Origin of the sequence: Pseudoalteromonas sp. SWYJ118 (genome assembly GCF_015864505.1) — a bacterium.
GTDB classification, from domain to species: domain Bacteria; phylum Pseudomonadota; class Gammaproteobacteria; order Enterobacterales; family Alteromonadaceae; genus Pseudoalteromonas; species Pseudoalteromonas arctica.
The window spans coordinates 80,993-96,031 of record NZ_JADYXC010000019.1; the positions used below are offsets into that span (position 1 = coordinate 80,993).

The 15,039-nt window shown below is 36.2% G+C and carries 9 protein-coding genes; 3 read left to right on the forward strand and 6 right to left on the reverse strand.

From position 1 onward, the window contains the following. Positions 1–38: 38 nt before the first annotated feature. Both I6F48_RS16100 and I6F48_RS16105 read left to right on the forward strand, forming a co-directional pair. Complete coding sequence (locus tag I6F48_RS16100) at positions 39–2,135, forward strand: cupric reductase (RefSeq protein ID WP_197119824.1); 2,097 nt, start codon at positions 39–41, stop codon at positions 2,133–2,135. Between the two features lie 110 nt (positions 2,136–2,245). Next, positions 2,246–3,745 (forward strand): phospholipase effector Tle1 domain-containing protein, encoded by a 1,500-nt coding sequence (locus I6F48_RS16105; protein WP_197119825.1) that lies wholly within the window; start codon positions 2,246–2,248, stop codon positions 3,743–3,745. 725 nt (positions 3,746–4,470) lie between these two features. On the opposite strand, the gene I6F48_RS16110 is transcribed toward I6F48_RS16105, so the two are convergent. Together I6F48_RS16110 and I6F48_RS16115 are read right to left on the reverse strand one after the other, a co-directional pair. After that, positions 4,471–5,604, reverse strand: a complete 1,134-nt coding sequence (locus tag I6F48_RS16110) for a DUF1570 domain-containing protein (RefSeq protein ID WP_197119826.1) — start codon at positions 5,602–5,604, stop codon at positions 4,471–4,473. 2 nt (positions 5,605–5,606) lie between these two features. Then, the gene (locus I6F48_RS16115; protein WP_197119827.1) at positions 5,607–6,089 is read right to left on the reverse strand and encodes a hypothetical protein; all 483 of its coding nucleotides are present in this window, start codon (positions 6,087–6,089) and stop codon (positions 5,607–5,609) included. A 779-nt stretch (positions 6,090–6,868) separates the two neighbouring features. Between I6F48_RS16115 and I6F48_RS16120 the strand changes: the two genes are divergently transcribed. Further along, entirely contained in the window at positions 6,869–8,395 is a 1,527-nt protein-coding gene (locus I6F48_RS16120; RefSeq protein WP_197119828.1) for a DNA cytosine methyltransferase, read from the forward strand. On the opposite strand, the gene I6F48_RS16125 is transcribed toward I6F48_RS16120, so the two are convergent. From I6F48_RS16125 to I6F48_RS16140, 4 genes are read right to left on the reverse strand one after another with little or no spacing between them, the layout of a single operon-like run. Continuing rightward, a complete protein-coding gene (locus I6F48_RS16125) occupies positions 8,392–10,506 on the reverse strand; it encodes an AIPR family protein (protein ID WP_197119829.1) in 2,115 nt (704 codons plus the stop codon). The genes I6F48_RS16120 and I6F48_RS16125 overlap by 4 nt on opposite strands. Further along, entirely contained in the window at positions 10,499–11,476 is a 978-nt protein-coding gene (locus I6F48_RS16130) for a PD-(D/E)XK motif protein (protein ID WP_197119830.1), read from the reverse strand. Before I6F48_RS16130 ends, I6F48_RS16125 begins: the two co-directional genes overlap by 8 nt. Continuing rightward, positions 11,469–14,288, reverse strand: coding sequence for a Z1 domain-containing protein (locus tag I6F48_RS16135; protein WP_197119831.1), 2,820 nt, complete (start codon positions 14,286–14,288; stop codon positions 11,469–11,471). Before I6F48_RS16135 ends, I6F48_RS16130 begins: the two co-directional genes overlap by 8 nt. Next, positions 14,281–14,874 carry a hypothetical protein gene (locus tag I6F48_RS16140; protein ID WP_197119832.1) on the reverse strand — a complete coding sequence of 198 codons (594 nt, stop codon included), beginning with the start codon at positions 14,872–14,874 and terminating at the stop codon, positions 14,281–14,283. The genes I6F48_RS16135 and I6F48_RS16140 overlap by 8 nt, the downstream gene beginning before the upstream one ends. Positions 14,875–15,039 lie beyond the last annotated feature (165 nt).

Consider the following 15,039-nt stretch of genomic DNA (forward strand, 5'->3'; position numbering starts at 1 on the left):
TGGATAATTGAAATAGTGAACCTAAAGGATTAACGTTTATGAAAAAAGGACCCCTGGCGCTTATTGCCATTGCTACGGTTGTATTGGCAACTTATATATTTATAGCTCAATCCAGCTCACCAGTAGTAAAGCAAAATTTAAAACCTGCCTCAAATATAGTTCAGCCCAAAATAAAACAACAAAAGCAGATCGTTCAAGCATCCCCACAACAGAAAGTAGTAAAACTAAAACACGAAATTAGCCTTTGTAAAAATAAATCGGCTGATAAAGCATACAAAATAAATGAAATAAACCAATCGCTTACTTTATTTTTTAAAAATGAACTCAACAAAGGTACTTCTGTCGCCGACCTATTAATGTATTCAGGTTTGTACGAGGCATCTTATCAGTCATATACAACGCTACTTAAAGAAGCGATTAAAGATAAACAAAAAAAAGACTATAAAATAATTGAAAGCATAGCTATTTTAGCTGACTGGCAAGGCATTGAAGCTATTCAAAATTTCACCACTGATAAAGTAAAAGAGATGGTGCAGCAGTTAGGTTCGGCTACCCAAAGCCCTGCTGGTTTAACATTTAACGTTCCACTTGATGAAAATGTAAAAAAAGAAACCCTCTATGCACTATTAAACAATTCCGACACGTTTACCACTTATTTGCAGTCGTTTATTCGTATTGAAGGTAGTAATGTTATCTCTCCCGCCACGCTACTTATGCTCAATGCAAATAAACTTTCAATTGACGAATTTGAGCATGTAATCGCAGTAAATCAATTTACGGTAAATGAACTCGCAGTAGCTATAAATAACGGTCTACCTAATGAGTATATTTTTGCGTTAATGAAGCAAGTACCTTCACTTAATGATATGCCTATTTATGACAATTTTACCGTTTTATATAACTTAGCCGATTTAGCTATTAGCCAATTTAATTTACCCTTAGTAAAAGCATTAAAACAAGCAGGAGTATCGCCAACCAATAAAGCAGGCCTATTTACAGCGTTAGATATTGCCATAATTAATTTACCTAAAAACGGAAACTTAACTTTAGAAGATTTAGATAAAAGTAAGACTGATATGATGGATTACTTAATCGCCGAAGGATATAAAGCCCATGGTGAGTTTAATTATAAAAATTCATCAGATAAGACTCTACTTTTTGAAAACAAATTTAAATATCAACAAGGTACTTTTATTAGTGAGCAAACAAACCCTTTAAGTTACCTCTACTTTAGCCAAATCTCTATAATTGAAAACTCTATGCTGCCTAGAGTAACTGAGCCAGATAACTCTGAAATATCTCAATTTTTACTAGAGCTACAACATAAAAAAGAAGATCTAGATTCAGCCTCAAGCAATTGTAATCAATTAACAGAAAAGCTGTTTGCAGCCCAAAAGCTCATACGAGATAGTGATGCTTACGACAAAGTGCGCAAAATCGAAAAAGAGTATGGCAGTAACTTTGAAGACGTATTACAAAATATAGACCCTGTTTTAGTTAATTATTGGTGGAACACTCTTGCCCGCCGTACCTCTTCAGATAGAAGCGATAGTGTATTTCGTGAGTATTTAGCTAAAAAAGAATTTCAAAAAGCACATGAATACAGCCAGACAACTCCACTAAATCAAACAGAGACAAACGTGCTATTTATTAGGTTACTTAAGAATCCATATGACTTAGTGCCTATTTGGAATAGTCGAACGCTACCTATCCCTCCAACAGAGTTAGTTAGACTAAGCTGGATTCCGCTTAGTCAATGGCAAGAACTTGCACAACTTGGTTTTGATTTTTCGATTACCGATATACATGGACGCGACGTTTATACACAAGCTGCGTCGTCTTCTGTCGAAGCAGTCCAATTTCTAATTGATAACAAAATACCGACTGTTCCCAGTAAACTTGGCGTAGATATACTCGACTTAGCGCTAGAACAAAGCTACACCAAAGGTGAGTTAAGCCCAATGGTTCCTTTAGCTTTGCAGCTTGTTGAAAAATTTGAACCAAACCACTTTTCTCGCGTTGCCCGATTAAAAATATTTTACCCTGAAGTTTATCAGCAGTTGGTACAACTTAACTCTGCGCTTAAACCATTAGAGGAAACAACGTTAAATAGCTATACTTTTTATAATCACTGATCTTCATAGCAGGCGAGCCATAAATTAGCTCGTCATTACCTGATGAATATTGTCTTTAATTTTTAACATTGTCTGTGTAGAGTATTTAAAACAACTAAGGGAATTGGGTTATGACGGGTAAAACGCTAATTTTTAACTTTGACGGCACAGGAAACGAGCCCCGTGACGCAGAACAGTTTAGCTCAGATCATTTTAAAGAAGACTCTAATATTACAAATATTCTAAAACTGCATTTGCTGCTTGGCGGTAAATTAGAAGACTCCCCTATTACTCCATTTTTAAACCAACTCAGTTTTTATTATCAAGGTATTGGTACCAAAGGCAGCCGCCTTAAACGTATTTTAAACCAAACCCTTGCACCTCGTGGTGACGACGTAGCCAGTATTTTAAATCAAGCGTTAAGCGACTTTAAAGCTCACTATCAATTAGGCGATACCATACTGCTAACAGGTTTTAGCCGAGGCGCTGCGCTTGCCAGACGCTTTGCTAAATGTTTAGAACCCTTAATAAGCAACAACGTGTATGTATGTGTGTTTGATACCGTTGCCTCTATTGGCTTATCAAAAGTAAGTAAAGCCACTCGTGGCGCAGAGCACGTTATTTTTGAAAACCACACCATTGCCAACAACATTACTCAAGCGCTGCACTGCGTAGCCCTTGACGAAAAACGCCGCGCCTTTGAACCCACACTCATGAACCATCAAAACAATATTACCGAGCTATGGTTTGCAGGTGCGCATTCAGACATTGGCGGTGGTTACTACCGCGATGGCCTAGCCGATATTAGCTTGCGCTATGCACTTGAGTGGTTAATAGAACAACCGCTTAATATATCGTTACTCACTAGCCACGACATAGATTACGAAACCTTACTCCCCGACAGCAACTTAGTAGCACAAGATGACGTAACAGTAACGCCCGATCCGCTCGCATTAAGTCATCAACAAAATTACTTTTGGTTTAACCCGTTTTTTAAATTAGTAGATAGAGAGTGCTATGTATTAATTGATGACGAAGCCAGCAACCTTGAGCCCTTAGTGCACTTCAGCGTAGCCGAACGCATTAATAAGCTAACCAGTTACCGCCCAGAGTCGCTTAAAAAATTGCATTACAAAATTAGCTACAACGACAACACCACGCTTAGTTTTATTGGTTTAAGCCAACATATAGAACTGGCTAATCAAAACATGAGTGTGCTGAGCATTAACCAAAGCCAAGATGTAATGGTATTTGCCTCTGAGCAATACAACGCAACCGGGCTCATGCTAGAGCAAGGCGCTACGTACCGCTTTACCCCATATCCAAATCAATACTGGTTTGACGATGGCATAAAGTGCACGCCATTAGGCTGGAACCGCGACAACGTACAACTTGGCGTAAAAGAAATCCCAATGGCCGTACTCGAACCATTTAGACGATTTCCTCGCGCGCAATGGTTTTCACTCATTGGTGCTATTAATAAAAACGACGACCACCTTTTTGAAATAGCCAACGGCGCCGATATTAAAATAGATAAATCAGGCGAGTTTTGCCCATTTGCAAACGACCTAAGCCGCTTTTATGGCGCTAATGCGGGTAAAATAAAAGTGAAAGTAACGCGGTTGGAATAGTAGATTGCACAGTATTTTAGATTGTAGGTGCGATTTTACATCGCGCAAAAGCGAAGCGTTTAAATTGTAGGTGCGATTTTATCTCGCGCTTTGGCTTTATAAAAACACCATGCGAGGTATAAAACCTCACCTACAACAACTCAAACACGACACTCAACAAACCCGTAGGTGCGATTTTACATCGCGCTTTGCTCTTATAAAAACACCCGCGAGGTATAAAACCTCACCTACAACAATTCAAACACCCCAATCAACGCTACAAAGCTCACCCAAACACCTGTAGGCGCTCAGCTTGCTCGCGCGAAAAGCGAAGCTTTTAAATTGTAGGCGCGATTTTACATCGCGCTTTGCCCTCTAGTAACTAGATCATTACCCCAATCAACTCTACAAAGCTCACCTAAACACCTATTCGCCTCACATGGTGAGGCGAATAACAATTTATTTGCCTCATACAATGAGGCGAATAGGAAAGTTAATTGCCTCATTACATTTAAGCGTTAAACAGAAGAATAATTCATTTTTCAATGGTAAAAAAAATCCATTTATAAGCGAGGTATAAAACCTTACCTACAATAATTAAATCACCACTATCAACAAACCCGTAGGTACGATTTTACATCGCGCTTTGGCTTTTAAATAAGGCCAAGCTAAACACCTGTAGGCGCTCAGCTTGCTCGCGAGAAAAGCTGTAGGCGGGAGTTTACCTCGCGCTTTTGGTTTGTAATTTAAAATATATGCACTTTTAAAGGAGTTTTTAACCGCTTAGAATATTCACGGTTAAGATTAGGAAGCTGCTTATACATCATCGTTTTTAATTGCTTTTCAGATAACTTATTACAGAGAAATTCTTGCTCAGCAAGCATTATATTCTTAAGTAACGCTCTCCCTGCTTTCGTATCCATTAAGAAGTAAATTGCAGCCCAACTGCTTGCATACAGCTTGCTGGTATCACCTTTTTTCCACGAGTCATCTAAACCCACTAACGAATCAATTGAAAATACACTTTGAGTAATATTGTTATTTTTCGTCCATGAACTATTCGGCTCAACAATAGCTGTTTGCATATTATTTTTAGTAAGCTCAAAGTATTCAGCAAATCCTTCATTAAACCATCTAGGGGTGTAGCCTAAAACTGCTTTATTAATGGCATGCACTGCCTCATGTACGGCAGTTCGCATTGCACTGTGTGCATTATCATAATGAATAAAAGCAGAGTTACTCGCATGAAAATACATACCCGCAGTATTTGTAGGGTCAGCACTGCGTTGCTTAATTGCGGCCTCATAAGTGCGGCGCGTAGGCAGTACCGTTAAATTAAGCTTTACCTTTTTAAGTGCGTGCACGCCAATAATCTGTCCATATACTTTAAATACAGTATTGAGTTTTATGCGTAACGCTTGGTTAAATGACGAAGGTAAATTAGGCGTATTTAAAGTGAGGTCAAAGTAATCTAACGGTTCAATAAAACCAGGATCGTAAGTTGCTACCGCAAAATCCGGTTTTTTGTCACTAAAATGCGGCACACCGTCACTGTCTGTCCACGTAAATATATCGCCATTACGTTTATATTTAACCTTCCCTAACGATACATCCACGCAGCGCGTATTGTTAGCTTGCGATAAATGATTATCGGCAGATACTGATACATTTTGTAAAGTTGCCGAGCTTACATTTTTAAGCTGTTTAGTTGCTAACGGTTCAGTAGTTACCTGCGACGATAAACTACTATAAATTCGTTTAACCTCGCCTATAGGATCGTGATAATTAAATACCCGCCCAGTAAAATGATTAGCAATGAGCGCCGATGCAATTAGCAGCACAAAAAATACAATCACCACGCGTAATTTTGTTTTAAACATATTTATGGGCGCCTTTGCCACTGTGCTTCAAATAACTCTTTTTGCTTACCCCGATACTCGCTACACCATACGAAATCGGCCGACTCCATTCCTTTTTTACGACAACGTTTAGGCAATTTATAAAATTTTGACCAAGCATCAAGCTTAGCGGCATCTTTATAGCTATCGCTGTGCAAAGACATGTTTGATACTTTTTGATTGAGTAACCAATTGCTATTAGGCGTACGAGTTGGAGTAGAAGTAGCCTGATAAGCGCTACCGCTCTTTTTAGGCTTACTGCAGTGATTAGCAAGTAAAGTAAATAGCGCTTTATCGCGTGCAGTTAAACGCTCACCTTCTTTATTACTGTAGCCACTTCTAAATTGAGATCGAATAGCTTCTCGCTGCTTTTTAATGCTATCGCATTGGGCTTGTGTATAAGCCTCACCAGCTTGAGGAAAAGTTGTAAATACGCTAATAAATACCAGTAAGATCCATTTAATCATTATTCATTCCCTGAATTAAAACTTTAAAATAGTGTACCTATAAATGTGAAAAAACACATCAACATTACTAATCCAAAAAAAATTAAAGCTATGGGTGGGAGTTCGCCTTGTGGCTGGTTTTTACAAAGCACCCGCGAGGTATAAAACCTCACCTACAATAATTAAACCACCATATTCAACAAAAGCGTAGGCGCGATTTTACATCGCGCTTTATCTTTCGTAACTAGCTCTTTAGTAACTAGCTCATAATCCCAATTAACGCTACAAAGCTCACCCAAACACCTGTAGGCGCTCAGCTTGCTCGCGCGAAAAGCGTAGCTTTTAAAATAATTGACTTAATATCGCATTGGCGATGGCAATCAAGGGGCGGCCTTCTTCAAATAAGCTCTGCTGCTAATAATTCATCCTTGAAGCCGGGTTCCTGTCAGCATCCATGCTTCCACTTCCTCAAGCTGCAAAGCTACGCTTTGGTCATTCGTCACCCACGGCGCCCCGAGGATCACACTATTTCCTCAATTTAAATAATTAATATGAACGTAACCAGCGTAGATAGGCCATCCATGGCCAAGCTACGCTTTTAACAGCATCCATGCTGTTAATTACTCATCATTAATTAAATTTCGGGTGTGATCACGGGGGGATTGCCTTGGCTAATGCCTTTAAATTTAAATTAGTGCTGCTAATTTGTTCTATTAGTAGTAGTGCTACTATTTAAAACTTTAAGACCGTGTATAAGCCTGGTATCATCCTACGTCATTAAATTATTTAGTAGTAAAGTTATGGAAAACGGTGAAATTCTTGTTATAGATTTATTCGCAGGCCCTGGTGGTCTTGGCGAAGGGATTTCAGCAGCCCAAACCTCAGATGGTAAATCACCTTTTCAAATAGGCATTTCTGTCGAGAAAGATTTTCATGCCCATAAAACTCTTACTACTCGTGCTTTCTTTCGCTCACTCAAAACAAAGTCTCAACCATTAGATAATTACTATAATTATCTACACGGAAAAATCACAAGAGATGAGTTGTTTAAACTTCACCCTGATATTGCAACAGAAGCTAATCAAGAAACTCTCAATGGTGCTAAAGAACTTGGCAAAGATAATAAGCTTATTCATAAGCGTATTAAAGATCTTGTAAAAGAGCATAAAGGACCAAAAGTACTAATTGGTGGGCCTCCATGCCAAGCTTATTCACTTGCAGGACGTTCTCGAAATGCTGGGAATAAAAGTTACATCGCAGAAGAAGATACTCGCCATTTTTTATATAAAGAATACTTAGAAGTAATCTGCCTAGCGAAGCCTGATATTTTTGTAATGGAAAATGTAAGAGGAATACTTACGGCAAAAGTAAATGGCCAAGTGATGTTCCCGCAAATACTGGAAGACTTGCGTAGTCCTGGTTCAGTAACAAAGCATAAAAAGATTCCAAAATATAAAATCTACTCATTAGTCGTTGATGCCAAAACCCCGGAAGATCCACAATACAAAGACTCTGCTGATTTCCTAATTCGCTGTGAGCAATATGGTATACCTCAAGCTAGGCATCGTGTAATTTTACTTGGTGTACGTGAGGATATTAAAGCCCCCCCAGAAATACTAAAACTATGCGAACACCAAGTTACCGTAGAACAAGCTATTAGTGACTTACCAAATTTACGCAGCGGCTTTTCAAAACAAAAAGATAACGCAAAAGATTGGGAAACAGCGGTTACTAAAAATGCAGCTAAATTAAAAGTAATTCTTACAAAGCAATTTAATGAAGAATCAGCAAACAGCTTGAATCTTTTACCAAAAATAGGCTTAACAAGAAAAGAAAAAGCTTTAAGTAACAAAGATCCAATCATGCCAGAGCCTTTAAAATCTTGGTATATCGATCCAAGCCTTAAAGTCGTTCTAAATCATGAAACCAGAGGACATATGGTTGATGATTTACTACGTTACTCATACTGTGCTGCATACGCACAAATTCAAGGTTTATCGCCTAAGTCTCGTCATTTCCCACAAGAACTAGCCCCGGCCCACGCTAATTGGGATACTGGAACACATTCAGATCGATTTAGGGTACAAGTTGCCAGTAAATATGCTACGACAGTTACAAGCCATATCTCAAAAGATGGGCATTACTTTGTTCATTATGACCCACAGCAGTGCAGAAGTTTAAGCGTACGTGAAGCCGCTCGCTTACAAACGTTTCCTGATAATTATATTTTTGAAGGGACTAGAACTAACCAGTATGTACAGGTAGGGAATGCTGTGCCGCCATATTTGGCACAGCAAATTGGTGAAATAATTATTAAATTAATTTAAACAAAGTCGAAACCTGATATATAAGCAGCTTTTCTAACTTCAACCGCCATTTTCATCTGTTTATCAGAAGGTACTTTGTTGTATAAGTGAAGGGCTACACACTTTAAAGGAATCCCTACATTTTTATGCGTAGCTGGATAAGTTGCTGAGTAATAATCAGATATACTTTGCCATTCTGCACTTGTAACTCCCATAACATATTCAAAGTCTGAAATTGATTTTGAAGTATCTTTAACTTCATTATTTTCTTTTAGAATATCATTTAACTGTTTTTCATCTAATAAATCACTTGGATCGATTAAACTACAGTCAATTTCCAATTCTTGGAATTTCAACCAACCCTTCTCTGACTTACAAAACTCAGATGGATTAACAACACCATTTCTAAAATTAGGATCAGTAATACAACTTCTAACTTTATAAGCTAAATCAACTATAAAACTTAATAAACTAGGGCTAACAACTTGATTATTGTATATTCTTTTTAAGCTAATATCTTTCCCTTGTTTTCTTAAGTTATACCTTAATAGAGCTAAGGTATAAGTTACAACTTCTGCTTTTAGTCCCTTCTCCTCTTTGTACCAATCTGATCTTGGAATTGCATAGTCAGCATTTCTAAAAAGAATCATTTTAGAAACCAAATCATTAAAAAATACAGCACCAAAGTCATCTTCATTATTCTCAAATTCTTTAAGAATTGCCTGCCCTAATAATTTCAAGTTAGCCTGCGCTCCACGCTTCACTTCATAGGGCTTCATTCTCCAAGTATTTTCATATTTAGCCATATCGGTTTTCGTAAAGACTTGATCCTTCGGATATTCTGCAATGAACTTGTTACTACGACTAGTACTCATAGCACGCAACTGAGTTGAATATTGCCCTCTGGCTCTTTCATAAAACCATTTAGTGGGAAAACCAGTTTTACCAGCTGGCATTAGCTGTTTACGTGAGCGATTCTCAATATTTATATGGAAAGGGTGATTTGAAACTAAATCAGATTGTTGAATTGAGTTTTGTGAATTAGCAAACGTAGCAATATTACTTTTTAGAATATCGGCTGTTTCTTTTTCTCCTACGACTGTTAACTTCATTTGGACAAAAACTTTAGATAAATCTATTTCACTATAAGAATATTCTCGATCTACACCCTTTAGCTTTCCTTTATCCTTAGGTGAGAAATATATAGAAGCTGTTGTTTGCCCGCCATTAACTATTTGCATATTCTCCAACTCAGTGACTACCGTTTGACCATCAACAATTTCGGTTTTAATACTTGTAGCTGTTACTGTTAGGCCATTATTATATGCAAAAAATCTTTCTGGCTCTGTTAAAAGCGACTTTCTCATTCCTTTGTTAGTACCAGCTCTAAAATCAAGAAAGGTTCTTACGTTACTTTCTAGTAATCGTTGTCCAAACTCATCATATATATCACTTAATAAAGTTCCCGGCATAATACCTAAATATGTGCTTACACCATTTTCTAAATTATTAGCAGGCAATACTTTTAACTCTCCACCTAGAGCTTTAATATCAACAGTAAACTCTTCTGAGTCAGAATCTGAATATGAGAGCTCTTTTAATCGCTCAATATCCCAAATCTCTATCGAAGTTTCCTTGTCTAATATTTCACCAATTGATAGTTTTTTTACTCTGTCACTAAGCTTTTGATCTGTAAAAATAACTACTCTAATTTTGAGAGCATCTTCAATATAATGACTTATTTCTTGCGCAGCGTATCGGCCCGGATCTGTCACTTCCATACTTTCTATAAAGTCTTTATTAATACTCCCTTCGAAGAATTTTGTTACTTTCTTACTTATATCTTTAATTTGAGAGTTAATAAGCGTTTCTATGTAATCTTTTTCATTTGTAAAATTAACGATTATCCCACATATAGTTTTTTCTAAGGCGTTCCAACTATATCCATCTAATCGCATGCCTTTACGCGTATTCCGGTACGGACAATATTCGACATCATCCATTATACCCGCCTCAGAAAGCATTTCGCTCACATGCTCAAAAAAGCTTTCTTCTGGAAAAATAGAATTTTTATCGGCATCAATATTTGAAATGCTATACAACTCATTTTTATATTCTAAAATATCATCCATTTTTAATTACCTCCTCAACTGACTTTTTGCTTTCATATTCACGAATAGACGAAATCAGCAAGTCGTATTTAACATTAACTATGGAGCTGGGTATATCTATTGGTCTTAAACAAGGGAATGAATCTGTAACTTCATAGATAGTTTCAGATAATAATACGTTTTTATTATTCAATTGCTTTACCGTAGCTTTAGCATACATATCAGAAATTTTTTGAAAGAAAATAAGTTCACATGTAAATTCTTTACTTATGTAACATTTACACTTTTCATATAACTCCTCCAAAGATAGACCAACGTGATTATCTGAGGGATTTGCTACAATATGTAAGATATACAACTTTTCTGTTATCTGCTCTAATTGCTCTAAAGAGCTTATTGTTATTGAACGAGCATTACTTGAAAAAGTGGTTTTGACTTCAATCGCTAATTTATTAAACGTAAAATCCTGCTTTTTCCCTTCGGGGCCTACCCAAAACCTCATTGCATCTGATGGGCTGTAATTTTTTAAAACAAACTCAGCCAAAGTATACAACTCTCCCCATAAACCGATATATTCACTCTCTGATAAACCATTTCTTTGTGGCTGTAAAAAACTAGCCCAAGAATCGATTAGATCCAAGACTTTTTTAAATAGAACTCGACCTTTTAAACCGGAGCACTTATACGCAATGTCTTTAGTAACTATAATAAACTTACTTTTAAGATCGGGATCATTTGAAGTTAAGGTGCATACTAATCGACTTGCGTTATTCATATATTTAACGAAATCAATTTTGATACCAGCTAAATTTTCTGGTGGACTTATTTCAGTAGAGATATTGTCGTGAATAAAAAAAAGTATATGCCCATTAGTATCCATCGAAACCCATAGGCGTTCATCATCTAAATATAATCGGTGCCCTTCTGGATAGCATGGCTTATCTATACACTTCCAAGGATCATTACTAAAAAAATCATCATAACTACTCATCTGTGTACTCCTCAATGAAATTAATACTGAGGCGCTGTGCTATTTTATTTAATTGATAACTATATTTGGTATTTTTTACTAATTTCTTAAGTTCTTTTTGAGTCTTACCTTTTAAATGTTCAGGCCTAGGTATTGCGACTGTAAAACCCACCGTTGGCATTTTTCCGTGCCCTAACTTGTAAGAGTCTTTATCTTGCTCTAATTTATCAATTGCTACTGCAAAAAAATAAATAATTAAAGTTGGGTAATCTCTATCTGGTGATGCTATGTAGTCATAACTTACTGCATTATTCTTAATACTTTTGATTCGATCTCGTTCTTCTTCGGATAAAAATATTTTTTCATCATCACTATTACCTAGATTTACACTTGGTTTATAGAATGTATCGCCATTAGAGAGTAATAATCTCTTAGGCATATTTATATTTTCACCTAACAAGTCGTATGGTGTATTTATAAAATCAATTTCAGACTGGTCATCGATATTTTTTTCCCAAGTTGTATTACCAATATTTTTTTGATTAAAAATAGCAACTTTAAACTTAGGAATTGTATTATCTTTACTCATTTCTTTTAACTGATGTATCAGTGCTTTATTACCTACATCATCTTCAGGAAGATTTATATTATTTATAAAGTTAATTACATCATCATAGCCAACTTCTGAAAAAATCAATGAACTAGTTCTTGGATCTTTATACATCATGGGAACTTTGTTAAAAAATTTGCCATTCCGATCATCTGATAATTTTCTTAAAAAATCTTTTGTATACTTTAAATTAATGGAGTTTTGATTAATATCACTCTTAAACCTAAATCTCCTTAAAATTTGCCCCCACAAGTCTTGAGTTCTAACTTCCGAAACAGCGGATCCCATCTTATTCTTTGCTGTAACAATCATTGCGCCGGGATGCTCTCTTACCTTCAAACCAAAATCTCTTGGCGTGAAGGATCTATCTCGCATAATCCCTAATTCACTGTAGAGTTCTTCAATTGCTTCCGCTATGAACGAATACCAAGCTTCAGACTCCCTAGACATAAATACTCGGCAAAGGTCGTCATAATTAGGTCGATAACCAAACCATCTACACATTTGCATTAAAGTATCATAAGCTTTTGAATTTCTAGTAAAATAAGATATTGCTAAACCTTCTAAAGTAAGTCCTCGTGAAAGTTTATGCCCACCAATAACAATAACCTTTAACCCATTCTCTCTATTTGTAGAGTAATCCAAAACTTTATCATTCTTGCCATTCGACTGATTTATGGCCGATACTTTTATCTCGTCAAATGGAGTAACCAAGTATTTAAATACATCCGAATAGTTTTCTTTTATTTTAAATATTTCATAAAAAGTATCTTCTAAATCACTGAGCAACGGATTAGATCTAACACCTATCATTCCAAGCCCAGAGTAGGCTGTATATGCATTTTTCAATTCATCGAAATAATCTTGGATCAAAAGTTCAAGTTTATTCTGGTGATCTTTTAGATGTGAAACATTTACTAACATTGAGCTGTGTGCTTTATCATCCCCTCTAATAGCTCTGATAGCACAGACTAAACAAAAAGCCCGTACAGCTTTTTGCAAAGACTTGGGTATTTTTGTTATTACACTATCTTTTTTTAGTTCGTATAATGAATTATTAGCTTCTAACGGAATAATTGCCTTTGAAGAACCATCAAAGTAGTACTTCTGACCTAAATAATTATTTGGTGCGGGAATTTTTATCATAAAATCAGAGGGGAATAAGTCATCCTCATCTGAATATGTATTCTCATCTGGGTCTATGAATATATTTGCAAATGGGGTTGCTGTATAACCAACATAAGTGCTCTTGTTAAATAAAGATAGTAAATTTCTAACACCTTCATTTGTACTTGTTATTTCTTCTCTGTGATGTTTAGTGTTAACCGTTGCATAATCGGCTTCATCATCAATCAATAAAAGTGGATTATCTAATTTTTTACCTTCTTTCACATCTAAGTAATGGTGGTCTCTAATCCATTCGTGAAGCCGTTTCATTACCCCAGAGTGCTTTTTTATTGTAAAAATAACAGGATCTGAACCACTTAAACTGAAACCAAGCTTATCTGCAAACGGTTTAGTAAAGTCACCAATTGTCGTAGTACCGGAATTAACATTATTTATCCCAAACTCCCCAACGCCAATAGGAGATGTTTTTCCCTTTTTTATATCGATTAAATGCTTGGATTCCCTACCAAGTACCCCCTCATCAACTCGTTCTTGAGTCTGTTGCCTTAGATCGTTTAGATGACCCCCAAGTAAAATAATTGTCTTATACCCACAATCTATCGCTTTATTTATTAGCCCAATATAATTTTGTGTTTTACCTGATTGAACATTACCCATTACCAGTCCTTTGCTAGCCCAAGGACCTTGCCTGCGAGGATCTCCAGAGCAATCAAGCACAGCATTAATTACATCTTCATTTGCTTTAATTGTAGCTTCGGATCGTGCTTGTTTCTTGAGCATTTTTTCATAAGCACTCCAATGACCCCATTCAATATCTTTTTTGGATGAATCAAACCATTTTTGAATCAGAGTATCTGATAATATAACTAGCTCTTCATCCACAGTAATTGTAAACACGTTGGATATATTAAAGATTAATGCCTTTATATCAGAGTCATTAAACTCAACCTTTGGCGCGTCTTCTTTAAGCTCAGCTAAAGTTCTTATTACATTTTTACTAACTAATTCAGGGGTAATATTAACTCCTGTGCTCCGGCTAGCTTTTAGCCTTTCTGAAATTGATAATACTAATTGATCAAAAAGATTATTATTCATTACTTGAGCCTTCAAATACTTTGTTCAAAATAGATTCTAATAAATAGTCCGTTACATTTTCTTGGACTATATCTTTAGGAGATTCTGACATTTTTTGGTAAATATGATTAAGAGGTAAATTTTCTGCAAGTTGGCCTAGATAATTAATAAATAGTGACTTTTGGCTTTTATCTAAATTGCCGAGTATTTCCATTAAAATTTCATTCTCGGGTGAAATCTGATAACTGATGACTTTGTTTGTTTCGTTTTCTTGAATATCCCAATATTTATTAGCTTGGTCTTGTTTTCCACGATAGGTATATACTCGCTTAGATCTTTTTATTGGATCTGAAAGAAACTTCCTTAGCTCTTTTTTAATTCTAGGAGGGAGCTGCAAACTTGCTTTTTTTACATCTGTTGACCATTCCTGATCTAAAGAAGAAGGTACATTTACCTCAACTCTTGCTAAAGCCCCTAATTGACTGGTTTTTGCCAAACCAAGCCATCCGCCTGCGTTAATTAATCTATTTTCACGATAAATATAAAGGCCTTGATTTTGTACAATTCCATTAGCCCCTCCTAACCTTTCAAGTGGCTTAGTCTCCATTCTTTTAAAGTGTGGTAGTACGTGAGTATTGATTTCAATATATCTGTAGTGGTACAGTGATTTTGGCCACCCATTAAGAAAGAAATGTTATGCTAATAAGCATACAAATTTGGGTGAAAAAATGACGAAATTAAAACGCGCAACGTATTCTGCAGCAATAAAATT